Here is a 26173-nt window from a genome sequence, read left to right on the forward strand (position 1 = left end):
TTCTAATTGGATTATGATTATGCATCAGTTTTATAAATGTAATGTATGAATACGGAGCTAGTGGTGTGCTTAAAAACTATACGTTAACTAGGAATAAGCGGAGACTATCACTTAAACTAGCATTTATCTTAATTGCACTTTTCATCATGTATATCGCTTTATATGACTTTGCCACGCCAAAGCCGCCAATAAAGTTTCAGCCAGATAAAGTCACGTTTTCAGTTAACCTTAAGCAAGATAACTTACCAGCATTGAGTGAAAATGCTGATTACCCAAGTCCGGTCATTCAATTGCAGCAAGTGCTAAGTAATACTTATGTAGAGGAAGAGAAAGTTGAATTCCCTTTGATTGATGAAAAGTTAATCAATCTCTCATCACACTCTTCCTCCAGTAACACTCAAGTACCCGAAGAGCTCGCTCTCCTAAAAGAAAGAATAAATCGCTTACAAAGAAGCGAATAAATAAATTTACATCGTTAGATTAATCAGGCTATTAAAACTCCATCGCAGATACCATTATGACCAATAATACTGTTCTTCGCTTATTGTCCGGCTTATCCACTATCGCCGGTTTGTTTATTGCCAACTTATCAGTAGCAGCGCCCACTAATGGCGAAATTGAACTATCAGGTGATTTTTCAGTTTCAGGGGGAAAAGCAAATTATGTTTTACCTATCTCCGTAAACCCGGGTCGAGCAGGGCATCAGCCTTCGCTTAAACTAGAGTATCGAGGAACGGTTTCAAATGGTCCGTTAGGTGTTGGCTGGGGGCTCGCGGGCACATCCTCTATCACACGCTGTGGCAAGAGTCTGACGACAGACGGTTCTTGGGGGGGAGTTAACTTCAATTCGGATGATCGTTACTGTTTAGATGGTCAGCGATTGGTATCGATAGCGGGTAAAGACGGCGGTTCGATGACCGAATACCGTGTAGAAAGGAATGGCTACAGTAAGGTTGTATCCTACAATGAAGTCAATGGTGGCCCGAGCAAGTTTATTGTTTGGAATAAAGATGGCTCCTTTATTGAGTACGGTGCGAACGATCACTCAAAGGTAGAGCTTCCAAATCAAAATAAAGTTTACAAATGGTCAATAAATCGTATTTCAGATTCAACTCAATCTAATTTTATTGATTATACATACGTAGAAGAAAACGCCCATGGTGCTCATTACCTTTCAAAGATTACCTATGTTGGTGGTGCTATTAACTTCTCATATGAAGATCGCCCGGATCAAACACGTAACTACTTCCATGGTGAGCAAACACAACGACTTAAACGGTTAAAGAGTATTTCTACTCTCGATAGTGCGAACCAAGCTTTAGGCGTTTACAGCCTTACATATGCTACTTCAGCCAGTTCAGGAAAAAGCCAACTAACTCGAGTCGAATATTGTGCTAATGGTCATTGCTCGACTCCCATTGATTTTGTCTGGAGTGAAGGCTCGGTTTCCAATTACGAATGGGGTCAACCAGAGGCTGGTCAGTATTCGAGTACGGTAAAACTCAATGAAGCCCTTGGTAAGGTGTACGACGTAGATCGTGATGGCTTGCTTGAAACTTATGGTTTATACGATGTTGACATCAAGTCTCGTTGTAATGGCAGAGAGAAAGGAGGTTGGACTCATCGACTGCCTTCTGGAAAATTTAGTGGGTTTGCGGGATTCAATAGCACCCTAATGGGAGGTGAAGATTCACCTTCATTGAAATTTTCAGGCTTGAAGTATTACGACACTGGTGATTGTCGGCGAGGAGAGCATACTCGCTGGACAATAGGAGATGATGGTAAAAGTATCGGATCTTACAAAAACAGTAACGGTCAATTTGTCAATTATGACCCATCAATTCACATTTCTGGAGACTTTAGTGGTGATGGCAATATTGGTCTTAAAAAGCGAGCTATCAGTGATAGTGAGAAAATCATCTATGCCGTTGACTTTGATAATGACGGTCGAGATGACTGGATCATTCTAAAAACTTCAGGAAACAAAAAGACTTATAAGCTTGCTCTTTCGTCTTTATCTTACAAACAGATGCATCTTTCGTTTTTGCAAAGCGGTTCGCATTCGATTCAATATATTGACTTGAACAACGATGGATTACTTGATGTTGCATTTACTAAGCGAACTAAAGTTCAATTCAAAAGCGAATACAAAGACTCCATTCATTATTACTACTTTGATGGTAAAAGATTCCGGAAGGGAGGAGATATAACTGGTGTTGCTAAAGATGTTGTTCAGAGCATTCAGTTCCAAGATATTGATCGAGACGGTTATCTGGATCTGCTTGTTAAGAACAAGGTGAACAACACACGACAATTATACGTGTTTAAGAATCACTTTGGTCGCCTAACCAAAGAGAAAATCTCAGTTAATAGCAATGCAGCTCTTAGATACTATGATTACTTAGATCTAAACAGTGATGGAATTTATGACCTCGTATCACTGTCCTCTAAAAGTAAAAAAGAAAACGTACCTGAAATACTGATTGGCAAGATTACTCTGTCAAAACCAAAAGTCGTTGACCGCCTAGTTGGAATCCGCGAGTTCTCAATTGACTACGACATTGAGTACAAACATCTTGCTGACAGAAACGTACATACCCAAGTTAAATACAACAAATCAGATGTAAAAAATATTACCCCCACTAAGTATGTTGTCTCGGGTGTCGTAAAAACTCCGAAAGGGTACCGTGCGACAGAATACGATTACCACTATACAGGCGCTAAGTATCACACTAAGGGTGGGGGCTTTCTGGGTTTTTCTAAGATCACAGAAACGGAAAAAGCCGAGGTAACTACCGCCACTAGCACTGAATATCTTCAGGAAGATATTTATCGTGCGGGTTTACCAAGCCGAAGAACAGTCTTTAAGAACTTTGTCAAAGTATCTGCGGTCGATTACGAATACTTGGTTAATCAATATCAGGGTGTGAGCGCGAAATATTATCAGGTATATGCTCAAGAAACGACTAAACGCACTTTCGATTTAGCGCGCCGAAGTCAACTTAAGAGAGAAACGCTAACGCAAACTTTAAACAAATTTGGCGGCTTAGTGAATGAGTCAATTACAACGACTGGGCCCGCGGTATCAGATGGGGCGTTTGTTTCTGAACGCTATATTCGATACAAAATTACAGACAGTTTTAAGAATTACAACGCCTTCCGGAAAGTAGGACAGATAGCCTACGAAAAAACGTCGATCACTGACAAAAATACTGGCTTAGTGAGGACGGTTCAAACTAACTACTCTTATAAAGCGAACGGTCTGGTTTCGACAGCAACAACCAAAGGCTCCAACTACGACTCTGGAAGCAAAGAATTAGACGCCAGTAAATTCTTAGTTGAAAGGTTCGACTATGATAATTGGGGCAACACAGTGTACCGTTCGGTTTCCGGGTCGGAGCTAAAATCCAGAGTCACCAAAACTGAGTTTGACGGCCAAGGTCTGTTTCCAACGGGTATTATCAATGCGTTGAGCCATAGAGAAAAGGTTACATACAATGCTCGTGGTTTGATTAAAAAGAAAGTCAGTGCATTAAAAGGAAGAACGAGTAATTACCGCTATGATGATTTTGGTCGCCTTATTGAGGAAACCCTGCCAGGTGTAAACAACGAGAATACTTTTGAATACAAATTAGGTTCAGATTGCGGAGTTTACGCCACAACCCAAAGTGCAACCTGCGTGATTAAGAAATCGAGCACAGGTGAAACGGTTTCTACATTTGCTGACTACTCTGGGCGAGAAGTTAGAAAACTCCATGTAGGATTTAGCGGTAAACTTGTGTCTGTCGATACGGTTTGGGACCGAAATGGTCGTAAAAAATCAGTCACAAGACCATACTTTATCGAAGATGATAACAAGGTGACACGCGTACTATTTGTGTATGATGCGCTAAATCGAGAAGTTCGAAAATATGAACCGACCAGTGATGGTTCAAACGCGCTTACCTTTACTCGTTACCAAGGCAACAAAACAACCTATACAGACGCAAGAAAATTCAAACACAGTACAACGGTTAACGTATATGGGCATATAACCAGAAAAGATGAGCCTGATGGTGCTTTTCAGGCTTATACCTATTATCCAGATGGCAAGCTTAAAGAGACAATAGATGCTGAAGGTAATAAGACCATAATCGGTTACGACAGCTTGGGCTTTAGAAGCTCTTTGGATGACCCAGATTTAGGCCATTGGTCATATACCTACAACGCTTTGGGTGAGCTAACCTACAAGCGAGATGCAAAAGGCGCAGAGACAACCATCGAATATGACGCTCTAGGGCGTAAAAAAGTGCAAATTATTGATGGGCAACGTTCTGAATGGCGCTATGACCAAAACGGTGCGTTAGGAACGTTATCTGCGTTTACCGGTAATGGTAATGAAACATTGTACTATTACAATGAATCCGGTTTAACACTGGAGCGAGTGGTCAAATCGCAAGGGCAAACGCTGTCCTCCCAATACGTGTATGATGACTTTGAACGCTTAGCACGTGAGATCAGACCCAATAATCCTTTGCAAAATGTGAGTCATACCTCGCCAGAATTCGATGGCTTAGTCCTTGACACCATATACAACCCCTACGGCTACATGTCGGCCGTGCGAAGTCCGAAGACGTTTGCTGATGAGGTGTTTACCAGCAGCTCATTCCGGAATGAAATAAGAACGCTTCGCGATACTGCAATTCGCCAAGCACAAGCGTTTCTAGCTAAGGCTGAACGATATGCGAACCAGCGTAAGTTGTTCAGCGATAAGGCACAAGCATACAATCGCAGTATGGTTAATGTGCATCAATTAGATGCATCTTCATTAGCGTTGGCAGGCGGTACGCAGAGATATCAACAGTGGTGCTCTGATAGCGGTGTATGTTACTTACGTCCCACATCATGGGTATTGATTCACGGTGACGTGATCGTACCGGTTAATGTTGTCCGAGATAATGAAGTATTTCGTTTAGAGACGACACATATTAGTGATTCTGTACCCGGAGTACGCTTACACAATGCGTCTCTTGTCAGAGTCTCTAAACAAGAGCTCGATGCGCAGCCCCTGACCAAACAACATGACTTTGTAGTCACAGACTACCGTAAAGATGGCGGGTTGGATCTAGTGAGTGAAGACGACGTTTACGTTGCGAAAGTCGATAATAAAACTCGTACAGAGTTAGTGTTTACGGCTACCGAGCTCGCTGAAGCCGCCGAGATTGCTGATACCAAGTACCGCTTTTATACCGATCTTGCGGAAAAGTTAATTAGCGCCGCAGAGATGGTGGATTCATTGCAAGCCACTTATTGTAATTACGCCAACCAGTTAGCAGGTAAGCTGCTGCGTCGTGATACTAAAGGCGGTTGTGAAAATAGCCAACAAACCAGCCAAGCAGAGCAATTGAATCAGATTTTAACCCAATCAGAGTTAGAAGATTCATTATCCAATCCTGCTTACATTTATTACTGGCAGCGCAGAGAGACTGATGCTTACGACCACACTTTATCTGAAACTCTAGGTAATGGTTTGGTCAATACTTATGTTCACAACAAAAACACGGGTAGAGTGAGTTACATTACCACTCATAAAGGCAGCTCGTTATTTAACCCAGCGATACCGGGTCATACCAATGCTGGTCACAACATTCGTTTGCTGCACTACCGATATGACAAACACAACAATGTTACATATCGCTATGATGAACAGTTGGGTATTACCGATACTTGGGGATACGACGGACTAGATCGAGTTACGAGTAACCGTATTGCACTGACAAGAAAAGATGCGCATGGATTGAATAACCCTGACCTGAGTGGCCCTTACCTATACAGCTACGATAAGCTTGGGAACATTCAGTCTAAAACAGGGATCGGTCGCTTTGAATATGACGAAGTAAATGCTGGGCCACATGCCGTAACCAAGGCAAACGGATTAAACTACGCATACGATGCTAACGGTAATATGGTGCGCGCGTGGGCAGACGGTTCGTCAACCAATGAGCGTGAAATCAACTGGACGGCATTCAACAAGCCAGCCAAAATTACAAGAGGTGGGAAGTCAGTTGAATTTTTCTACGATGCAAACCATAACCGTTATCTAAAGAAAAATAGTGACGGAGAGCAGACTTTCTATTTAGGCAAATCGTATGAACGTATTGTTAATAGCAAAACCGGAAATGTTGAGCATAAGCACTTTATTTATGCTGACGGTAAATTAATTGCTTTAAATTCGCAGGTAGTCGATCGCGACCAAAAACTGCAAAATCGCCAAATTAGGTATCTGCACTACGATGCGTTGAACTCGGTGGATATGATCACCGACGGTTACGGCTATGTGGTAGAGCGCCGCAGCTATGATACCTGGGGTAAGCAGCGCAAAGTCACGTGGAAGTACGACGGCCCTGTCGATATTGATTTGGACGCTCTTACTAATCGAGGTTATACCGGCCACGAAGAGATAACTGAAATCGGCCTGATTCATATGAACGGGCGAGTGTATGATCAAGAATTAGGTCGATTCACGAGTGCTGATCCAATAATTCAGTCTCCGTACATATCCAATAGTTTTAACCGTTATTCATACGTTTGGAATAACCCTCTGAAGTACACTGACCCAACGGGATATCGCTGGGAAGAAGAAAGCGGTACCAGTGCTTCCGGAGAAGTCCAAGTTGACGAAGAAACTTCCAACTTTGGTTATAACGGTCGTGATGAAAGAGATCGCGATGAACCTAAGAATGGAAGCAGCTCTGAGAAAAGAGAAACGCCCGATACGGAGCAGAGCCTAAAAGATGAAGCAAACGAAGAAGAAAGCCTGATTGAAAAAGGCAAAAAAGCTTATATCATAGGGGGGTTAATATATCATGGAGCACCAGAGGGCGTCATTGAAGACGCTTCGGTTAATTTAAACGCTAACGCCGAAGATGTGGTGGCAGCTCGGCGGACAGCGAAGATTCTCTATGCTGCTGGCGGGGTCGCAGGTAGAGGAAAAGGGATAAAGGTCCATCCGAGCAAGGTTGTAGAGGTTGATGTTACAAACAAAACAGGTAAAAAATACGTAACCTATACAGCTGAAGATCTAGATAATCCAGGAAAAATATATACAGGTAGGTGTAGTGGTACTTGCGATATGACGCCACAACAAATTTTAGATAAACGTAAAGCTGGCCATCATAGGAATTTGGGGGACTTGCAATTAGATCAGGTCACAGATTCTTATCCAGCAATTCGTGGTAGAGAACAGCAAGTACTTGAATCGTTACGAAAGCAAGGTTTGGCTACAGATCAAATAAATGGTGTTGGTCCAAGAAATAAAAAGAAAGATTTGTACATGGAAGCCGCTAAGAAAACATTTGGAGAATAGAAATGGCAAAAGTTAAATATGAAGTTGGTGATATAGTTATGATACCCGTAAGTGATGATCTGTTTGTCTTTGGTAGATTGTTACAGGACGCATCAATAGCCATTTATTCTTTCGTCTCTCAAGGGTTAGTAGACGTATTTCAGTTAGAAACTAAAGAAGTGTTATTTGATCCTGGAGTATTTGATACGAATATTGCAAATGGGGAGTGGAAGATTATCGGTAACATTCCTTTTCGCGGTGCTGATAGAAAGTTGGCCAACACCAAAGTATATTCAAGATGTAATCAATCCTAATAAGTATCGCGTTTACTATAAGGGAGATATGCAGCCAGACTAAAAAACAAGATGTCGAAGGACTAGAAAAGCAGGTTGTATATAAGCCTGAAGAGTTGATCAAAGAGATAAAAAATCGAATTGTAATTTCCTAGTGTTACAAAGGGCGTAGACGACTTAAAGTACGCGCATCGAGTTCGAGCTAGAGGTGTCGAAGATCCGAAGTCTCACAACTTCCCTTATTCTTTTGATAAAGAAATCTTGAGTACGGAGCCGATCCCCAAGAAGAATGGGTATAACATTTATCAAAAAGAAGGAACTATGACTGGCAAGGTTGTTACTGATCCTAAAACGGGAGTTCGCACTCAACAGGACAAAGAAGGTGTTTTTGAAATTGGCGTTACGAAAGATGGTGTCATTGATCACCGATTCTTTAGGCCGAAAAATTGATTATGAAGTACTTAACTGTAGATGGAATGTTTTCTGGTACAGGTATTCGAGACTCTGTTGAAGGAGGGTATTTGAAGCCAGAAATATTGGGGCTTTCAACTGAGCTGAAAAACAAAATTTCGGATTGGCTAAGCCGTTACGAAGATGAGCATTATGAGCAATATGAAGATGATTCTATAGTTGCCAGGTTGGACGCTGAAGGCGTTGAAATTTGCAATTTGCTCAAATCAGAATTACCTCATTCAAAAGTCGAATATTATTCAACTGCTAAAATGAAGAAAGTTATTATTGATTAAGCCCGCGCTGCGGGCTTTTTAATGTGCGGCTTGCTGGATCACTGTATCCAGCATCTCCATTACAAACTGCTGCTTTGCTCTTGGTAGCTGCCTGACCTGTTCTATCTGCTGTTGCAATTTCGACGCAGGCCCGCGTTTATTACTTCCCTTAGCCGCTTCTTGACCATGCAGTAGCTCATCGACTGAGCTGTGTAAGATCTCTGCCAACGGCACCAGTGTTGATACCGCTATCCTTAACCGCCCAACTTAATAGTGAGCTAGTGTCTGTTGTGAAATCCCCAACTGCTCCGCAACCTGAGTCTGAGTCAATCCTAGTGCTTTGCGTGTCTGAGCGATCCGCTGGCCGAGTTCCTTATAAAGCTGCTTATCTTCGGGTGTTATCTGGCTGTTCCACTGTTATGCCGACACTTCAACTACCCCCTAGCTTTGAAGTTCTTTGTCAAGTACCAGACTGGAAGCCACTTTCCGTGAGATTTGACTTACCTTGAGTAAGGAAGGAAAAGGTAACTTTATTGCTTAGTTTCACTCATTCTTGTGTAGTGGTCGTCTTGACCTTACGGATTTCCCCATCTCATCCGGTATGTTTAGTAAAGGCGAACGTGGCCAAGGCATTGCCAGCACTTCGCCATGCATGGAGTACTGATTAACTCGGTACTTGTTACTTTACTGAGCAAGAGTCTGATGAAAAGGATTTTGTTAATAAGCCTAGGCTGGTTGGCGGTCATCTTGGGTTTCTTTGGTATCTTCTTACCTTTATTACCGACGGTTCCCTTTATTTTGTTGGCGATGTACTGCTTTGGTGCGTCGTCGCCACGCTTTTACCGTTGGCTGGAAACCAATAAATTGTTTGGTCCAGTCGTCGCCAGAATTCGGCGTGGGCTCGGCCTGACTTTGCGCGAGAAGGTGCGTATTCTACTTTTCACTTGGACATCAATAGGGCTGACAGTCTGTTTTGTGATAGACAACGTGCACTTACGAATAATGTTGGTAGGGATTCTACTGATTCAGACTTGGTATATATCACGTGCTAAGACGTTTACCGAGCAAGAAGCAACGATGTGATTGAAAATTGCTAAAGGTACTGATGGTTTGGTGTTACACAGGTTATAAGGTGTATGCACGTTCTAGCTTGCCTAGGTGCTTTATGTTCCTGTCGTCTTGGATTGTTGAGTGAAGAGAGTGGGCGATAGTGGATAATGCTACGTTTGACCTTAGTCTATGGCAAAATACATTAAACGTTGGGTGGTTTGAGGTTTAGCGTGTGGTTGACCTTGAACCGATTGGATTGGCGCGATTTCACCCATAAGTGCTGTAAGCAAATCGTCATTAAGCCTCACCGCGTTCTCCGCAGTTAGAAATCATAGCGCCATTGTTTCTCTATAAATGTAAATTCTTCTCTGCCGTCTACTTTTCTTGTTGTATTAGCGCTGGCTCTCTCAGTGTAGAAAGGGGGGGAGTTCGTGCGAGCGGTTTCCAACCATAAAGATTGTCTATTATTTCGTCTCCTCTTTATTGGTGTTGAAAAAGTCACCGAATCACTAGAGTGATTAACCTCACAGAACGTCTGATCAGATGAGAGGAATGTAGTTAAATGTTATCTGCTCTGCATACTTGATGTTAATTTTTTCGCACAATATTTAGCATAAGATGCTACAAGCTAGTGTCTTTATAGATAAATTGGCACTTCACTCTAATCGTAAGAAATATCTTACCCGATTATTCTAATTTTAGTTGATTTAGTGGTGTTTTTTACCAATTTGTTGAAGTAATCGGAGAATTATACGATTTTTTGCTACATTTTTATGGCAAATTACTTCAATGATTGATAATGTGTGCCGCAATCTTTGTGAGGTTTTAGATTTTTGTGCTTATTTTTTGCGCTAAATAAATCTAAATCACTGTCCGTTCTAGTGAACTTGCAAAGAAGTCATGGATGCAAATGAAAAACTTGGAGTTTTAAGCATGTATAAGAACAGAATCACTCAAGCCCTTCTTTTAGGTGCTGGTCTAGCAGTGGCAGCAACCTCTACCGCAACTCTTGCAGCTGATGTTCCAGCTGGCGTAAAACTAGCAGATAAGCAAGAACTGGTACGTGGTAACGGTACTGAAGTTGCAACAATCGACCCTCACAAATCTCAAGGTGTTCCAGAATCACACGTTATTCGTGACATCCTTGAAGGCTTGGTGAACCAAGATGCAGAAGGCAACACTATCCCAGGTGTCGCTGAGTCTTGGGAAACAGCAGACAACAAAACTTTCACTTTCAAACTTCGCAAAGACGCTAAATGGTCTAACGGCGACCCTGTAACAGCAGGCGATTTCGTTTACTCTTTCCAACGCGCAGTAGACCCAGCGACAGCTTCTCCTTACTCTTGGTACATGGAATACACCAAGATGAAGAATGCTAAAGACATCGTTGCAGGCAAGAAAGATAAAGCTGAACTAGGTGTTAAAGCTGTAGACGACCACACGCTAGTGGTTGAGCTAGAAACAGCAGTACCATACTTCGTAATGATGACTGGTCATACAACAATGAAGCCAGTTCATAAAGCGACAGTAGAGAAGTTCGGTGATCAGTGGACTAAACCTGAAAACTTCGTTGGTAACGGCGCGTTTGTTGTAAACAAATGGGTTGTGAACGAGCGCCTAGAACTTAAGCGCAATGAACAGTACTGGGATAACGCCGATACAGTTCTAAACAAGGTTACATTCCTACCGATCGAAAACGCGGTTGCAGAAATGAACCGTTTCCTTTCAGGTGAAATTGACTTTACTTCTACTCTACCTACAGAGCACTTCAAGCGCCTGAAGAAAGAACACCCAGAGTCTGTATCTGTTGAAGGTAGCCTATGTACTTACTACTACTCATTCAACACGAAGAAAAAGCCATTTGATGACGTACGTGTTCGTAAAGCGATCTCTTACGCTATCGACCGTAACATTGTAACGGATGCAATTCTTGCTCAAGGTCAAAAGCCAGCTTACTTCCTAACTCCGGAAATCACAGCGAACTTCAACCCAGAGCTACCAGCATACGGTCAAATGTCTCAAAAAGATCGTAACGCGGAAGCGGCTCGTCTACTAGCTGAAGCAGGCTACGGCAAAGACAACCCACTTAAGTTTACTCTTCTATACAACACTAACGAAAACCACAAGAAGATCGCGGTAGCACTTGGTTCAATGTGGAAGAAGACACTTGGTCTAGACGTAACGCTAGAAAACCAAGAGTGGAAAACTTACCTATCTACGAAAGATCAAGGTGATTTCGAAGTATCACGTGCCGGTTGGTGTGGTGACTACAACGAAGCGTCTTCTTTCCTAACTCTAATGGTAAGTAAGAACACAACTGGTGGTCAGCACTGGGGCAACAAAGAGTACGATGCTCTGATCGACAAAGCGCTTAACTCAACTTCAGAAGAAGAGCGTACAGCTCTTTACCTAGAAGCAGAGAAGCTAATGGCGAAAGATATGCCAATCGCGCCTATCTACCAATACGTACGTTCTCGTCTACTTAACCCACACGTTGGTGGTTTCCCATCAGCGAACGCGGAAGAAAAGGTCTACTCAAAAGATCTTTACATCAAAGCTCAATAATTCCTGAGCAGATAGAACTATAAAAATTAGGCTCTACATGTGAGAAATCGCATGTAGCGCCTTTATTCAGCCTAAAATAGTGTTTGGGTTGATACTTTGTTTAATTTTAATGTCACAGACTGAAAGAGTGAGTTTATGCTTAAATTCATCGCAAAAAGGATATTTGAGGCGATCCCAACTATGTTGGTATTGATCACCGTATCTTTCTTTCTCATGCGCTTCGCGCCTGGTAACCCATTTTCTAGCGAAAAGCCGTTACCACCAGAAGTTATGGCTAACATCGAAGCTAAATATGGCCTAGATAAGCCTGTTTTCGAACAATACACCACTTACCTGTTTAATGTTGTTCAGGGTGACTTTGGTCCTTCATTCAAATACCTAGATTACTCGGTAAATGAATTGATCTCTGTTGCACTGCCAGTTTCAGCGAAAGTTGGTTTTATTGCCTTTATATTCACGGTCATTATGGGGGTCACGGTCGGGACAATTGCTGCCTTGAAGCACAATACCTGGGTCGACTACACCATAATGTCGACGGCGATGATTGGTGTGGTAATGCCATCATTCGTCCTTGCACCTGCTCTTATTTACCTATTCTCGCTGCACTGGAATTTATTCCCAGCGGGTGGGTGGCATGATGGCAGCGCAAAATACCTTGTGCTACCGGTTATCGGTATGTCACTACTGTACGTCGCAACGTTTGCGCGTATTACCCGTGGTTCGATGATCGAAACCTTAAACAGTAACTTCATTCGTACAGCTCGTGCGAAAGGTTTGAGCTACCGTTACATCATCGTTAAGCACGCACTTAAACCAGCACTTCTACCTGTTGTTTCTTACATGGGCCCTGCGTTCGTAGGTATCATTACAGGTTCAGTTGTTATTGAAACTATCTTCGGTCTTCCGGGCATTGGTAAGTTGTTTGTTAACGCTGCCTTTAACCGTGACTACTCGCTAGTAATGGGTGTAACCATTTTGATTGGTCTCCTATTTATCTTGTTCAACGCGATTGTTGATATCCTACTAGCAATGATTGACCCGAAAATTCGCTACTAACAGGGAAGTTTGGTTATGTTAACGAAAAAAGAGAATTTAGAAGCGGTCGAGAAATTTGCAGAGAACCTGGAAATTGAAGGTCGTAGTTTATGGCAGGACGCTCGTATCCGTTTTATGCGTAACAAAGCGGCGATGGTGAGCTTGTTCCTTCTTGTGCTGATGACGCTAGCCGTTATCTTCCTGCCAATGATCGCACCATACACGTTCGATGATACCGATTGGTATGCGATGCACGTTGGTCCTAATGCCGAGCACTGGTTCGGTACTGACAGTCTAGGTCGTGACTTGTATGTACGTACCTTGATTGGTGGCCGAATCTCCCTCATGGTAGGTGTAATGGGCGCATTTGTAGCGGTACTGATTGGTACACTTTACGGTGCGGCTTCAGGTTTCATTGGCGGTAGAACTGACCGCATTATGATGCGTATCCTAGAGATCCTTTACGCGGTTCCATTCATGTTCCTAGTTATCGTACTAGTGACTTTCTTCGGTCGTAACATCGTACTTATCTTCGTGGCAATCGGTGCTATCGCTTGGCTGGATATGGCGCGTATCGTACGTGGTCAAACACTTAGCCTACGTAGCAAAGAGTTCATCGAAGCGGCACATGTTTGTGGTGTGAGCAAGTGGAAGATCATCACTCGTCACATCGTACCGAACGTATTGGGTATTGTAGCGGTTTACTCAACTCTACTCATCCCAAGCATGATTCTGACTGAATCATTCTTATCATTCCTTGGTCTTGGTGTTCAGGAACCAATGACAAGTTGGGGCGCACTTCTTCAAGAAGGTTCGCAAACAATGGAAGTAGCAATCTGGCAGCTGGCATTCCCAGCCGCGTTCATGGTTGTGACTCTGTTCTGCTTCAACTATGTTGGTGATGGCCTGCGCGATGCGCTGGATCCAAAAGACAGATAATTAAAAAGCAATAAATTACAAAATCTATAATAAAGATTAAGGAAGCAATGATGAGCTTATTAGATGTCAAAGATCTGCGAGTCGAATTTACCACGCAAGATGGTATCGTCACCGCAGTAAACGATTTAAACTTTTCTCTGAATCAGGGCGAAACTTTAGGTATCGTAGGTGAATCTGGTTCAGGTAAGTCACAAACTGTATTTGCTATCATGGGTCTACTGGCTAAGAACGGTATTATCTCTGGTAGTGCAAAATTCGAAGGTAATGAAATTCTTAACCTTCCAGAAAGTGCATTAAACAAAGTACGTGCTGAGCAGATCGCGATGATCTTCCAAGACCCAATGACATCACTTAACCCATACATGAAGGTGAGTGACCAGTTAATGGAAGTGCTGATGCTTCACAAAGGCATGGGCAAAGCGGAAGCATTCGAAGAATCAGTACGTATGCTTGAGGCGGTAAAAATCCCTGAAGCTCGCAAGCGTATTACCATGTACCCGCACGAGTTCTCAGGCGGTATGCGTCAGCGTGTGATGATCGCAATGGCGCTACTGTGTCGTCCAAAACTACTGATTGCGGATGAGCCAACGACGGCGCTTGACGTAACGGTACAAGCGCAGATCATGGAACTGTTGAACGAGCTAAAGAGCGAGTTTAATACTGCAATCATCATGATTACTCACGACTTGGGTGTTGTAGCGGGTTCATGTGACAAAGTACTGGTTATGTATGCAGGTCGTACGATGGAGTACGGCACAGTAGACGAGATTTTCTACAACCCAAGCCACCCATATGCAGAAGGCCTACTCAAAGCGATCCCTCGCCTAGATACCGAAGGTGAAATTCTGCCTACCATTCCAGGTAACCCGCCTAACTTACTCCGCTTGCCACAGGGCTGCCCTTATCAAGAGCGCTGCCACCGAGTAATGGACCGTTGTAAGCAAGAAGCACCAATCCTGTTGCCATTTGGCGACGGTCGTCAGCGTGCATGTTTTTCAGAGTGGGAGGCTTGGAAAAAATGAGTATCGATAAGAACCTAATTCTAGATGTTAAAGAGCTGAAAGTTCACTTCAGCATTGCAGCTAAGTCTGCGTGGCCATGGACTAAGCCTTCAAACCTGAAAGCGGTAGACGGCGTTAACGTGCGTCTATATGAAGGTGAAACACTGGGTGTGGTCGGTGAGTCAGGCTGTGGTAAATCCACGTTTGCTCGTGCCATCATCGGCCTTGTTGAAGCGACAGACGGCGACGTAATGTGGCTCGGACAAGACCTTACGAAGATGAAAGAGGTTCAGCGCCGAGAAACGCGTAAAGAAATTCAGATGATTTTCCAAGATCCTCTGGCTTCTCTTAACCCACGTATGACCGTTGGTGACATCATCGCCGAGCCACTAGAAACCTTCTATCCAGAACTTTCTAAGCAGGAAGTGAAAGATCGTGTAAAAGAGATGATGGCGAAAGTAGGTCTACTACCAAACGTTATCAACCGTTACCCACACGAGTTCTCTGGTGGTCAGTGTCAGCGTATTGGTATTGCGCGCGCGCTTATCCTAAAACCTAAGATGATCATCTGTGATGAACCCGTATCGGCGCTAGACGTATCGATTCAAGCTCAGGTTGTTAACCTGTTGAAAGAGCTGCAAAAAGAACTGGGCTTATCATTAGTATTTATTGCTCACGACTTATCAGTGGTTAAGCACATCTCTGACCGCGTGTTGGTTATGTACTTAGGTAATGCAGTGGAGCTTGGTGAATCTGATGCCTTGTTTGCCGATCCTAAACACCCATATACACGTGCGTTGATGTCTGCGGTTCCTATCCCAGATCCAAACCTAGAGCGTAAAAAGCACATTGAAATGCTAGAAGGTGATCTGCCTTCGCCGATCAACCCACCTTCGGGTTGTGTGTTCCGTACTCGTTGTCCTCAAGCAACAGAGGCGTGTGCACAAACTAAGCCTTCAATCCAAGGTAGCGATATTCACGCGGTATCTTGCTTGCACGTTAGCGTGTAAATAATTCAGCCTGTGACGGGCTTAAGCGCGGCATCCTTCGGGAGTCGCGCTTTTTTTGTCTTCGTGCAGTGACCATCCCGCGTTGAAAGAGCACGCAACCTTTACTGTGGTATAGTTAGGCGATTCAAAATACTGAGCCAAATCCATGTTATCCATTTTTAGTCAGGTATTTCTGTCCAACCAAAGCAGAGCTGCCCAAGAGCTTCGAAGTGTATTGACGTTTCTGAGAGCGGATTTTCCAATCTACGCGACGATCTCAATATTGGTGATAGTAATGTCGCTGTTTGCATCCGCGAATGGTTACTCCAATGATGTCGAGTTTTTCTCTTACTGGGATATGATGCGTTGGGTGGTTTTGATCTCTATGGTTGTCTTTATGGCCGCGTACTTTGTGCTACTACTGCTACGTTTGGAGAAACGACCGCTACTTTGTTACTGGCGCAAGATGGTTGCAATATGGTCACAAAGAGCAAATCTGATATCATCCGTCGTGCTGTTAACCGCGATAAGTGTCTTTTTGTCGAGTTTTTCTACCACGAAAAGCCTGATCCCACTGATTCACCCATTTCAATTTGATTCTCTGTTTCATGATTTAGATGTCTTGCTCTTTGCTGGGGTTGAACCTTGGAGAGTGTTCCATCGCGTATTTGACTCTCCGCTTATTACTATGGTGATCAACTTCGCCTATAACGTCTGGCTTCTTTTGGTTTGGGCGACATTGAGCTATTTCCTGATCGCGAGAAGTACCAAAGCACGAATGCAGTTTTTACTCAGTTGGATTTTGTGTTGGGCCTTGCTTGGAGTGGTATTAGCGACACTGTTTTCGTCTGCTGGGCCTGCGTTTTTGCATCGCTTGAATCCTGCCGATACTCGATACTTAGAGTTAATGAACCTGCTACAGTCACACCATGAGTGGTTGGTTGCCAATGATTGGCTAGGCATTTGGGCTCTCAATACCCAAGACCAATTATGGCAAGCCTACGACACGGGTAAGGAGATGCTGGGAAGTGGCATTTCCGCAATGCCAAGTATGCATGTTTCTATGGCGGTGATGATGGCGCTTGGCGGCTGGACGGTGAATCGCACCTTGGGCGTTGTGCTTTGGCTCTATACGGTTGTGATCTTTGTTGGCTCTTTTGCATTAGGTTGGCATTATGCCGTCGATGGCTTGGTGAGTTTGCCGTTGACTTGGTTGATTTGGCACAGCGTGGGTAAGTTTCTCAATAGAGGTAATGATAATTGTTCTCATAACTAGAGAATGGTCTCTGTTTGATTTTTTTACGTATGGATAATGGAGAAAACTCGGGATACCGAGTGATCACTGATTATGTTTACCTCAACAAGGACCTTGCTATGTTAATACGATCAATAACTGCTGTACTCTTTGCTTTAAGCCTGTCTAGCCAAGCGCTGGCTAACGATTGTAATGTGTCGATTGACGCGAATGATGCTATGAAGTTTTCCACAGACACTATAACCGTACCAAGCAGTTGTAAAGAAGTGACCTTGACGTTAAATCACACAGGTAAGCTTCCTGCGACATCCATGGGGCACAATGTCGTTATTACTGATACTGCCAATGTTCAAGCGGTGGGTACAGAAGGTATGACCGCTGGGATTGATAACAGCTATGTTAAGCCTAACGATGGGCGTGTCTATGCCTTCACCCAAGTTGTGGGTGGTGGTGATTCCACGTCAGTGACGTTCAGCTTAGATAAAATGAAAGCTGGCGGCGACTACAGTTTCTTCTGCTCATTCCCAGGCCATTGGGCGATCATGCGCGGTAAGTTTGTTATCCAATAACCAACAGTGGATGGTGAAGTCCGCTTAATCAAAAAATTCGAACAACTAAGCCAACTCCTTCTAGTTTCTAGAGAGTTGGCTTTTTTTATACTGTTAACAACAGAATAAATAAGGAGCGAATTATGGGTAAGTTAGTTGAAGGCGTATGGCATGACGTTTGGTACGACACTAAATCCAGTGGCGGAAAGTTTGTCCGTGAAGATGCTGGATTTAGACAATGGATTACAAATGCGCCCGATGCACAGTTTCAACCAGAATCTGGGCGCTACCATCTTTATGTTTCCTTGGCTTGCCCTTGGGCCCATCGCACTCTTATTTTTCGCAAGCTGAAAGGGCTCGAAGAGCATATTGATGTCACGGTTGTCTGCCCCGACATGATGGGGGAAGGGTGGCAGATGGGGCTACCTGAGCCATTGTTCGGCCACACCCGCTTGCACCAAATCTATACTCAAGCCAAACCGGATTACACCGGACGTGTAACCGTACCGGTACTTTGGGACAAGAAGCACAACACGATTGTGAGCAATGAGTCTTCTGAAATTATTCGTATGTTCAACTCTGAGTTCAATCAACTTACTGGAAATGATGACGATTACTACCCTCAAGCCGAGCGAGACTTAATCGACGAATGGAATGCATTTATCTACCCACATGTCAATAATGGCGTATATCGATGCGGCTTTGCGACAACGCAAGATGCCTATGAAGAAGCCTATGATCAGCTGTTTGATTCGTTAGATCGCTTGGATGCTCATCTAGCAAAGAATCGTTATTTGGCGGGTGATAGGATCACTGAAGCAGATTGGCGCTTGTTTACCACCCTGATTCGCTTTGACGCGGTATACGTGGGTCACTTTAAATGTAATAAGCAGCGTATTGCTGATTATCCAAGCCTTAACGGCTACATGAAAGAGCTCTATCAAGTACCGGGCGTTAAAGAAACCACCGATTTTTACCACATCAAACGCCATTATTACTTCAGTCATACCGGGATTAACCCGACTCAAGTGGTTCCCAAAGGGCCTGAGTTGGATCTCGAATCTGCACATGGACGTGAGCAGATTCAGTAAACGCTAAGATTAAAAAAGCCCTGTGCAAGGCAGCCAAGCACAGGGCAAGCTCCTGGCTAAGAGAGCGAGGACTAAAACTTATAGTTGACTTGTATGCCTGCCATCCAAGCGTTTGTCGTGACATCGGATTGGATGTTACTGGTGTCTATCACCGTCAGCGACTCATCGACTTTTGCCTCTTCACCAACCAACAAGCCGACCGCTCCATCTATTGTCCACTGTTTCGACAACGCGTGCGTCAAGCCAAATGTAAACCAGTGGCGGTTTGTATCGGGTATTGATAGCGACGTGAGCTCATCCACGGGAGAGGCGTCATACATATAACCGACGCGATACTGAGTGCTTGCCGATTGATACCAAGTTGCGCCGACAGAGACGTGACCCGCATTTTTCCAGTGGTACTCTTTGATGGGATCAGAAAGCTCAGTCGAGCTTAGGGTATCGAACTCTGACCAACTGACGTATTGCAGGCTGTAGTGCAGTGCCAAATTGGATTGAACTCTGTGATAACCAGAAAACTCCAACATATCTGGTAACGGGATGGTTAAAGAATCTGCGCGCGCCGTCAACTGATCAACATCGCCATCCGCAGTGAGATCTGGGCTGTAGCGGTAGGAGAGTCCAAAGCGGTGGTCTTCGTTAACTTGGTAAGTTGCGCCAAGATTAAAACCGAGCGCGAGGCCATCTGCTTTTATGTCCAATAAGTCCTTGCGGTTGATTTCTCCCTCCCCATAAATGGCATCTAAACCTAAGCCGATAGACCATTGCTCATTGAGTTGGTAGGCCGCACTGAATCCTAGATTCAGGCTGCTTAAAGACGTCTTGCCGCCAAACTCATCCGCGGGAAAGTCACTGTCAAAATCAACGTGAGTTCCGAAGTTAGAGTGCAAAGTTGCGCCGATAGTCCATGGCGTATTCGCGATTGGTTTTACGTAGTGCAGGTTTGGGACCAAAGTGGTGTTATCTAGCTGCGTATCCTCAACGGTTTGGGTTGAGCCAAACGCAGGGGTATACAGTGTGTTATCCAGTGTGACTTCGCTATCGATTACAACAAAACCGAGCGACATTTGCTCCTCATCGATCAAGCTCATTGCTGCGGCATTTTTGGCCACCACGCTGGCGTTATCCGCGATCACAGCATCACCTGCAAACGCACGGCCCAGCCCTGTTGCCGATTGGGAGTTCAATTGGAAACCGGCACTATGTGCATGAGTGGTTACAAGAAAGAGTGCAATCGCTATAGGTGTCTTTTTCATCGTATTACTCCAACCCTTCAATGTTGCCGATATCTTCATTGCCGAATTTGATCTTATGACCGTCACTATCAATCATGTGGAATACGGATTGCTGTTGAGTGTTAAGCGAGCTAAAGCCCTCTCCGGTTATCTCCTGTGCCGGTAAGCCAGACTCATCCATTGGTCCTTCATATGGGAACAAGTAGGTGCCATGGCCGCCGACGGTCGCGCGAATGACTCCGCGTAGGCTATCGATAGGTGAATCGACATCATTGGTAATGTCTGTTAGGGCCAACGCTTTAATCAGAGGCTCTGTGCCAGTCATGATGTTGTCAGTTGCATCATTTGGTACCACGGCATCGGGCATGTATTCACCAATCTCGCAGCTCTCGCCACAGTTTCCTTTTGCTTCGATAAGGAGAGTCGGTTGATGGTGTTGTACTTGACGGCTAACTTTGCTCGCAGGGTCGGAACCATCAATGGTGGTTTGGACACCATGTTTGAGTAGTGGAACGACGGCCTGAAAGATGTCGTCTTCTAACATCGCAACCGCAGATTCATTGTCTTCAGATTGCTGCCTAAACGCGTCTAGCGCTTCCATACAGGTTTGGTTGCTATCTTGCGGCTGGCAGTGTTCCGGAATGACGGTTTCCGCGATGGCGCGCTGGACATCTGCTGAGGCTTTGACTGAGTCGGCCATCTCTTCGCCAAGGGTTAGTGAGCTTAACGTCAAGTTAACTAGCCCTTGTCCTGGCACAACGAAGTTCGCGGTAGTGAGCTTAAGCGGGTTCGTTGTTGGCGCATTGATGCGAGGTTGGGTCATTTCACTGATCATGACCGAAACAATCCCACCAAGCGAATGGCCGACAAGGTGCACTTCTGGGTAGCTGTTAGTGAAATTATTCAGCGCCCAGCGCAGTGCGATAAAATCTCCGACACTCTGCGCGAGATTAGCTTTAAGCGTTAATGGTGAGTTGATATTGATAAAGTAGGATTTATCCGCGGCGGCACTAACAGGGTTCCACATCTTATCCGGAATAATGCGCTCACCATGATAAGGCATATCGATAGCCACTACGGCGTAGCCATCTTTTAAACCTTTGCTGTCGACGAAGTCTTTCATCATTAATGACGCGGCACTCTTATCGGCAGTGATGCCATGCACAAAGATGATGGTAGGAATATTACCCGCTTTAAAATCATCGTAAATCGCTTGCTGATCGCTGTCGCTGTAAGGGAGATACAGGTCTACAGGAATAGACTGTTTTCGAAACTGAGGATCGAGGTTTGTCGCCGTCACGTGGCTGCCATCGACATTGGTTATCCAGCGATACATCTCAGGGCAACTCGCAATAGGATCGTACTTGTCGAGCAGACAGTTCGGTGAATCTTCACGGCCAAACGGAAGGTAGTAGTTTGATTTTAGTCGACCCGTATATTTGGCATATTTCACAAATAAATCGCCAATTCCAGATTTGCTGTCAGCTTGGATAGGCTCGTTGATCGCTACGGGTTGAGGGTTAAAAGTCAGTTGTGCATCGCTGTTTTGCTCGGTAATTTTGTCGAGCAGTGCGTAGCTATCTTGGGTGGTGAATGTGGCTGCGTAAACAATGTCTTGCTCGCTCGCGCCTTTGACACTGTTGATATACGCATCAACCGCGAGTTGGGTTTGCTGTTTCAGCACTCGTTCTCGCTGATCAAGTTCACTCAGCGGCGTGTCGAGTAACTGAGTAAAGCGGCTATCGGTTTGCAGAGGTTCACCAAATTGGGTTTGTACGCCTTTGGTTACGACCAGATAATAGCTGTGTGCACTTTCTAATGCGGCATCACACTCTATACGAATATGACGGCCATCGTTGGAGAGCTTGGTCTCGACTTCTTGCATGGTTTGGCTATCAAGCAGCAGCACATTGTCGTTTAAACTCGCGTTATCCAACGGGTAGATCAGCGGTGAGTTAACGCTTTGCAGAGGTATCTCTATTGGTTCAACACATAGCCCCCAACCGTCAACACCAGCGAAACTGGTTTCGAAGTCTTGGTAGTAACTAACACTTTCTTCGCTGAGCTGCGAACCTTTGGTTGTCACAGCGGGTTCGTGTGGGAGAGAGATCGTCCCGTCTTTGTCATAGCCATAACCGTCGTTTGGCATTGGTGGTTGAATGGTATTGAAAGGAACTTGAACGGGGACTTGCGTGGTTGAGCTGTCATCGGATCCACAGCCAGACAGTAATACTACACCTGTAAGGGCGGAAGACAGGCAGGCGATCATTGTTTTGCTTGTCATAATCAGGCCATTTGTCATTTAGGGTTAGCGGCGTATCACAACCAAAAAGTGGATTACGAACAACTAATTGACGATGAATCACAATCAAGAAAGCTAAATCTAGCCTGACTTACGCAAAATGAACTTAGAAATTGGCCAAGAATACAGGCGCTTAATGAGATTAAGTGGTAGCAGAGAAAAGAGGGTAAACTTGGGCTAAATGGCCAAGGATAAAAAATAATAAAGCACAAAAAAGCCCCCGCAATGGCGAGGGCTTGGAACAAAGCAAAGAGATTAGTTAACGACTTTTTCTTTTGCTTGCTCAGCTTGGTCTGCTTGGATTGCAGTTAGCGCCACTGTGTATACGATGTCGTCGACTAGTGCGCCGCGAGACAGATCGTTTACAGGCTTACGCATACCTTGCAGCATTGGACCGATAGAAACTAGGTCTGCTGAACGTTGTACCGCTTTGTAAGTCGTGTTACCCGTGTTTAGGTCTGGGAATACGAATACAGTCGCTTTACCTGCTACTGGAGAGTTTGGCGCTTTAGAAGCGGCAACGTTTTCCATGATAGCGGCGTCGTACTGTAGAGGACCGTCGATAACAAGATCAGGGCGTTTCTCTTGAGCTAGCTTCGTTGCTTCACGCACTTTATCTACGTCTGCACCCTTACCAGATTCACCCGTAGAGTAAGAGATCATAGCAACGCGTGGGTCGATACCGAAAGCCGCTGCAGAGTCTGCAGATTGGATCGCGATTTCAGCCAGCTGCTCTGCTGTTGGATCTGGGTTGATTGCACAGTCACCGTAAACCAATACTTGGTCAGGTAGTAGCATGAAGAATACAGAAGATACGATAGACGCATCTGGAGCCGTCTTAATGATTTGGAACGGAGGAACGATGGTGTTCGCTGTGGTATGAACCGCACCAGAAACTAGGCCGTCAACCTCGTCATTTTCAAGCATCATTGTGCCTAGGAATACTGAATCTTGTAGCTTCTCACGAGCAACAACTTCAGTCATACCTTTCGCGCCACGTAGTTCAACTAGGCGAGCAACGTAGTTTTCACGCACTTCATCAGAGTTGATGATAGTCACGCCAGCACCTAGCTCAACGCCTTGCTGCGCTGCAACGCGCTTGATTTCTTCTGGGTTACCTAGAAGTACACACTCCGCGATGCCGCGCTCTGCACAGATAGCCGCAGCTTTAACGGTACGTGGCTCATCACCTTCAGGAAGAACGATACGCTTACCTGCTTTACGAGCGAATTCAGTTAGCTGGTAACGGAATGCTGGTGGGCTTAGACGACGAGACTTCTGAGTACCCTCAGTCATAGACTCGATCCAGTTGCCATCGATGTTGCCAGCAACGTGCTCGTTAATGAATTCGATACGCTCTTTATCGTCTGCAGGTACTTCGATAGAGAAGCTCTGTAGGTTTAGAGACGTCTGCCAAGTGTTACCTTGCGCTTTGAAGATCGGTAGACCCGAGTCGAATGCAGGCTTACATAGGCCTACAATCTCTTCTGGAATGTCGTAACCACCAGTAAGAAGGATTGCACCGATTTCAACACCGTTCATTGCTGCTAGAGCCGCTGCAACGATTACGTCCGGACGATCTGCTGAAGTTACAAGTAGAGAGCCTGGTTTAAAGTGCTCGATCATGTTTGGCAGAGAACGTGCACAGAAGGTGATGCTCTTAATGCGACGAGATTCGATGTCGCCTGCGTTGATGATGTCTGCACTCAGGTGTTTAGCCATATCAATCGCACGAGTCGCGATTAGGTCGATGCTCCAAGGCACACAACCAAGTACACGGATAGGAGACGTGTTGAAGATCTCCATTACTTTCATCTCGTTTTGCTTCGCGCTGTCTGCATCGTCAAAGATTTCAGATAGGTCTGGACGAGTACGGCCAGCTTCGTCAACAGGGGCATTAAGCTTGTTGATGATAACACCAGAGATGTTCTTATTCTTAGTACCACCGAAGTTTGAACATGCCACTTCGATGCGCTCTTTTAGTTGCGCAGGGTTATCGGTACCCGGAGTTGCAACCAAAACGATTTCAGCGCCAAGTGTTGCTGCAATTTCTGCGTTCACTTGGTTAGCGAATGGGTGCTTACGAGTAGGGACTAGACCTTCGATTAGCGTAACGTCTGCGTCTTTGTTGATTTGGTTGTAACGTTCAACCACTGTTTCAAGCAGCTCATCCATGTTGTCGTTACCGATTAGGTTTTCAGCAACAGACATCATCATAGGTTCGCCGATCTTCACATCGCTGTTAGCACCAACGATGGTAGAAGTTAGATCAGGTTGATCGCCACCAGAGCGTGGCTGACAAATTGGCTTGTAGAAAGAAACTTTAACGCCTTTGCGCTCCATTGCGCGCAGAACACCCATGCTTACGCTAGTAAGACCAACACCAGCACTTGCAGGGATAAGCATAATAGTACGAGACATTCGTAGAGTACCTATAGCTATTGGGATAAAAGCTTAACTGCGTATTCCTTATTGTTTGGAATAGGAGTTAAGCCCCTTAGAAGAAAACCGGCTGACGATTGTCAGCCGGTTAAGTCAATTAAAGACCTGCTAGTTCTGCAGTGTCTTCAGCGATAACTAGCTCTTCGTTAGTAGAGATAACCATTGCTGGGATACGGCTGTTTTCAGTCGTGATAGTACCTTCGCCACCGAAACGTGCTTTCAGGTTAGCTTCACCGTCAACTTCGATACCAAAGATACCTAGGCGGTTAAGAACCATTTCACGGATTGGACCAGAGTTTTCACCGATACCACCAGTGAATACGATCGCGTCTAGACGACCTTCTAGAGATGCAGTGTAACCAGCAACGTATTTCGCTAGGCGGTGGCAGAATACGTCCATCGCGCGAGTTGCTTCTTCTTTCTCACCGTAGTTGTCTTCAACGAAACGACAGTCAGAAGTCACTTCAGTAAGACCAGCTAGGCCAGACTCTTTAGTCAGCATGTTGTTGATTTTCTCAACAGAGTAGCCAAGAGTGTCGTGTAGGTGGAAGATGATCGCAGGATCGATGTCACCACAACGCGTACCCATTACTAGACCTTCTAATGGAGTTAGACCCATAGAAGTGTCTACTGACTTACCGTTTTTAACAGCACAAACTGAAGCACCGTTACCTAGGTGACAGTTAATGATGTTTACTTCGTCAACTGGTTTTCCAAGGATGTTAGCAATTTCGCGAGTGATGAATAGGTGAGAAGTGCCGTGCATGCCGTAACGACGGATACCGTGCTCTTTGTACAGGTTGTATGGAAGAGCGTATAGGTAAGATTCTTCAGGCATTGTTTGGTGGAAAGCAGTGTCAAACACAGCAACGTTTTTCAGTGCTGGGAAAGATTTTTGTGCTGCTTTGATGCCGATGATGTGAGCAGGGTTGTGAAGAGGTGCAAGTGTTGCACAGTCTTCGATGCCTTTAAGCACGTCGTCAGTAATTAGTGCAGACTGAGTGAATTTCTCACCGCCGTGTACAACACGGTGGCCGATTGCTGCAAGGTTCTCAGAAAGCTCTGGCTTAGAAGCAAGAATAGTTTCTACCATAAACGCTAGCGCTTCTTCGTGAGCTGCACCGTTACCTAGTTGAGCTTCGTGCTTACCATCAAGTTTCCACTTGATACGAGCTTCTGGAAGGTGCAGACATTCTGCAAGACCTGTTAGATGCTCATCACCATTTTCTGCATCAACAACAGCAAATTTAAGAGAAGAACTACCGCAGTTTAAAACTAAAACTAGCTTTGACATGAGTGACTACCTGTAATAATCAGTTAGGATAAAAATTAATCACAAGAATAGACGATGCGTTAAAAGCTGCGTACTAATCTTGGTC

At 44.8% G+C, this 26173-nt stretch carries 20 protein-coding genes; 14 read left to right on the top strand and 6 right to left on the bottom strand.

Going from position 1 to position 26173, the window contains the following annotated elements; translation table 11 throughout:
- The first annotated feature begins 146 nt into the window (after positions 1-146).
- The 5 genes from RH45_RS20460 (at position 147) to RH45_RS20475 (ending at position 8363) form a co-directional block, all read left to right on the top strand.
- The gene (locus RH45_RS20460) at positions 147-461 is read left to right on the top strand and encodes a hypothetical protein (RefSeq protein WP_008081022.1); all 315 of its coding nucleotides are present in this window, start codon (positions 147-149) and stop codon (positions 459-461) included.
- Between the two features lie 56 nt (positions 462-517).
- A complete protein-coding gene (locus RH45_RS20465; RefSeq protein WP_008081024.1) occupies positions 518-7345 on the top strand; it encodes an RHS repeat-associated core domain-containing protein in 6828 nt (2275 codons plus the stop codon).
- 2 nt (positions 7346-7347) lie between these two features.
- Positions 7348-7638, top strand: a complete 291-nt coding sequence (locus RH45_RS20470; RefSeq protein ID WP_008081026.1) for an Imm26 family immunity protein — start codon at positions 7348-7350, stop codon at positions 7636-7638.
- A 300-nt stretch (positions 7639-7938) separates the two neighbouring features.
- The gene (locus RH45_RS23845; RefSeq protein ID WP_008081028.1) at positions 7939-8067 is read left to right on the top strand and encodes a hypothetical protein; all 129 of its coding nucleotides are present in this window, start codon (positions 7939-7941) and stop codon (positions 8065-8067) included.
- A 2-nt stretch (positions 8068-8069) separates the two neighbouring features.
- Entirely contained in the window at positions 8070-8363 is a 294-nt protein-coding gene (locus RH45_RS20475) for a hypothetical protein (RefSeq protein WP_008081030.1), read from the top strand.
- An 18-nt stretch (positions 8364-8381) separates the two neighbouring features.
- Here the strand turns inward: RH45_RS20475 and RH45_RS23780 are convergent, their stop codons facing one another.
- Together RH45_RS23780 and RH45_RS23900 are read right to left on the bottom strand one after the other, a co-directional pair.
- Entirely contained in the window at positions 8382-8576 is a 195-nt protein-coding gene (locus tag RH45_RS23780; RefSeq protein WP_008081031.1) for a hypothetical protein, read from the bottom strand.
- Positions 8577-8609: 33 nt separating this feature from the next.
- The gene (locus tag RH45_RS23900) at positions 8610-8744 is read right to left on the bottom strand and encodes a helix-turn-helix domain-containing protein (RefSeq protein ID WP_409350865.1); all 135 of its coding nucleotides are present in this window, start codon (positions 8742-8744) and stop codon (positions 8610-8612) included.
- A gap of 300 nt (positions 8745-9044) precedes the next feature.
- Between RH45_RS23900 and RH45_RS20485 the strand changes: the two genes are divergently transcribed.
- The 9 genes from RH45_RS20485 (at position 9045) to RH45_RS20525 (ending at position 18815) form a co-directional block, all read left to right on the top strand.
- Positions 9045-9425 carry a YbaN family protein gene (locus tag RH45_RS20485; protein WP_071986203.1) on the top strand — a complete coding sequence of 127 codons (381 nt, stop codon included), beginning with the start codon at positions 9045-9047 and terminating at the stop codon, positions 9423-9425.
- A gap of 900 nt (positions 9426-10325) precedes the next feature.
- Positions 10326-11957: an ABC transporter substrate-binding protein gene (locus RH45_RS20490; RefSeq protein WP_008081034.1), complete on the top strand. Its 1632-nt coding sequence runs from the start codon at positions 10326-10328 to the stop codon at positions 11955-11957.
- Positions 11958-12092: 135 nt separating this feature from the next.
- Positions 12093-13013: an oligopeptide ABC transporter permease OppB gene (gene oppB, locus RH45_RS20495; RefSeq protein WP_008081037.1), complete on the top strand. Its 921-nt coding sequence runs from the start codon at positions 12093-12095 to the stop codon at positions 13011-13013.
- Between the two features lie 15 nt (positions 13014-13028).
- Entirely contained in the window at positions 13029-13931 is a 903-nt protein-coding gene (oppC, locus tag RH45_RS20500) for an oligopeptide ABC transporter permease OppC (RefSeq protein WP_008081039.1), read from the top strand.
- 50 nt (positions 13932-13981) lie between these two features.
- Positions 13982-14953 carry an ABC transporter ATP-binding protein gene (gene oppD, locus RH45_RS20505; RefSeq protein WP_008081041.1) on the top strand — a complete coding sequence of 324 codons (972 nt, stop codon included), beginning with the start codon at positions 13982-13984 and terminating at the stop codon, positions 14951-14953.
- Entirely contained in the window at positions 14950-15942 is a 993-nt protein-coding gene (gene oppF, locus RH45_RS20510) for a murein tripeptide/oligopeptide ABC transporter ATP binding protein OppF (protein ID WP_008081043.1), read from the top strand. Before oppD ends, oppF begins: the two co-directional genes overlap by 4 nt.
- Before the next feature lie 274 nt (positions 15943-16216).
- Positions 16217-17197: a phosphatase PAP2 family protein gene (locus RH45_RS20515; protein WP_008081044.1), complete on the top strand. Its 981-nt coding sequence runs from the start codon at positions 16217-16219 to the stop codon at positions 17195-17197.
- Between the two features lie 98 nt (positions 17198-17295).
- On the top strand, positions 17296-17745 hold the full coding sequence (gene azu, locus RH45_RS20520) for an azurin (RefSeq protein ID WP_008081046.1): 450 nt from the start codon (positions 17296-17298) through the stop codon (positions 17743-17745).
- Positions 17746-17867: 122 nt separating this feature from the next.
- On the top strand, positions 17868-18815 hold the full coding sequence (locus tag RH45_RS20525; RefSeq protein ID WP_008081048.1) for a glutathione S-transferase family protein: 948 nt from the start codon (positions 17868-17870) through the stop codon (positions 18813-18815).
- A 71-nt stretch (positions 18816-18886) separates the two neighbouring features.
- On the opposite strand, the gene RH45_RS20530 is transcribed toward RH45_RS20525, so the two are convergent.
- From RH45_RS20530 to RH45_RS20545, 4 genes are all read right to left on the bottom strand, one after another.
- Positions 18887-20071, bottom strand: a complete 1185-nt coding sequence (locus RH45_RS20530) for an OmpP1/FadL family transporter (RefSeq protein ID WP_008081050.1) — start codon at positions 20069-20071, stop codon at positions 18887-18889.
- 4 nt (positions 20072-20075) lie between these two features.
- Positions 20076-22334: an alpha/beta fold hydrolase gene (locus RH45_RS20535; protein WP_241211668.1), complete on the bottom strand. Its 2259-nt coding sequence runs from the start codon at positions 22332-22334 to the stop codon at positions 20076-20078.
- Between the two features lie 273 nt (positions 22335-22607).
- The gene (gene pta / locus RH45_RS20540) at positions 22608-24773 is read right to left on the bottom strand and encodes a phosphate acetyltransferase (RefSeq protein WP_008081054.1); all 2166 of its coding nucleotides are present in this window, start codon (positions 24771-24773) and stop codon (positions 22608-22610) included.
- Positions 24774-24891: 118 nt separating this feature from the next.
- The gene (locus tag RH45_RS20545) at positions 24892-26088 is read right to left on the bottom strand and encodes an acetate kinase (RefSeq protein ID WP_008081057.1); all 1197 of its coding nucleotides are present in this window, start codon (positions 26086-26088) and stop codon (positions 24892-24894) included.
- Between the last annotated feature and the right edge of the window lie 85 nt (positions 26089-26173).

The organism is Vibrio sinaloensis DSM 21326, assembly GCF_000189275.1.
In the GTDB taxonomy this organism is placed as follows: Bacteria; Pseudomonadota; Gammaproteobacteria; order Enterobacterales; family Vibrionaceae; genus Vibrio; species Vibrio sinaloensis.

Coding starts and splice junctions, on each gene's coding strand:
- RH45_RS20460 (WP_008081022.1), top strand. CDS start 147: ATGTATATCGCTTTATATGACTTTGCCACGCCAAAGCCGCCAATAAAG.
- RH45_RS20465 (WP_008081024.1), top strand. CDS start 518: ATGACCAATAATACTGTTCTTCGCTTATTGTCCGGCTTATCCACTATC.
- RH45_RS20470 (WP_008081026.1), top strand. CDS start 7,348: ATGGCAAAAGTTAAATATGAAGTTGGTGATATAGTTATGATACCCGTA.
- RH45_RS23845 (WP_008081028.1), top strand. CDS start 7,939: ATGACTGGCAAGGTTGTTACTGATCCTAAAACGGGAGTTCGCACTCAA.
- RH45_RS20475 (WP_008081030.1), top strand. CDS start 8,070: ATGAAGTACTTAACTGTAGATGGAATGTTTTCTGGTACAGGTATTCGA.
- RH45_RS20485 (WP_071986203.1), top strand. CDS start 9,045: ATGAAAAGGATTTTGTTAATAAGCCTAGGCTGGTTGGCGGTCATCTTG.
- RH45_RS20490 (WP_008081034.1), top strand. CDS start 10,326: ATGTATAAGAACAGAATCACTCAAGCCCTTCTTTTAGGTGCTGGTCTA.
- oppB (WP_008081037.1), top strand. CDS start 12,093: ATGCTTAAATTCATCGCAAAAAGGATATTTGAGGCGATCCCAACTATG.
- oppC (WP_008081039.1), top strand. CDS start 13,029: ATGTTAACGAAAAAAGAGAATTTAGAAGCGGTCGAGAAATTTGCAGAG.
- oppD (WP_008081041.1), top strand. CDS start 13,982: ATGAGCTTATTAGATGTCAAAGATCTGCGAGTCGAATTTACCACGCAA.
- oppF (WP_008081043.1), top strand. CDS start 14,950: ATGAGTATCGATAAGAACCTAATTCTAGATGTTAAAGAGCTGAAAGTT.
- RH45_RS20515 (WP_008081044.1), top strand. CDS start 16,217: ATGTCGCTGTTTGCATCCGCGAATGGTTACTCCAATGATGTCGAGTTT.
- azu (WP_008081046.1), top strand. CDS start 17,296: ATGTTAATACGATCAATAACTGCTGTACTCTTTGCTTTAAGCCTGTCT.
- RH45_RS20525 (WP_008081048.1), top strand. CDS start 17,868: ATGGGTAAGTTAGTTGAAGGCGTATGGCATGACGTTTGGTACGACACT.
- RH45_RS20530 (WP_008081050.1), bottom strand. CDS start 20,071: ATGAAAAAGACACCTATAGCGATTGCACTCTTTCTTGTAACCACTCAT.
- RH45_RS20535 (WP_241211668.1), bottom strand. CDS start 22,334: ATGACAAGCAAAACAATGATCGCCTGCCTGTCTTCCGCCCTTACAGGT.
- pta (WP_008081054.1), bottom strand. CDS start 24,773: ATGTCTCGTACTATTATGCTTATCCCTGCAAGTGCTGGTGTTGGTCTT.
- RH45_RS20545 (WP_008081057.1), bottom strand. CDS start 26,088: ATGTCAAAGCTAGTTTTAGTTTTAAACTGCGGTAGTTCTTCTCTTAAA.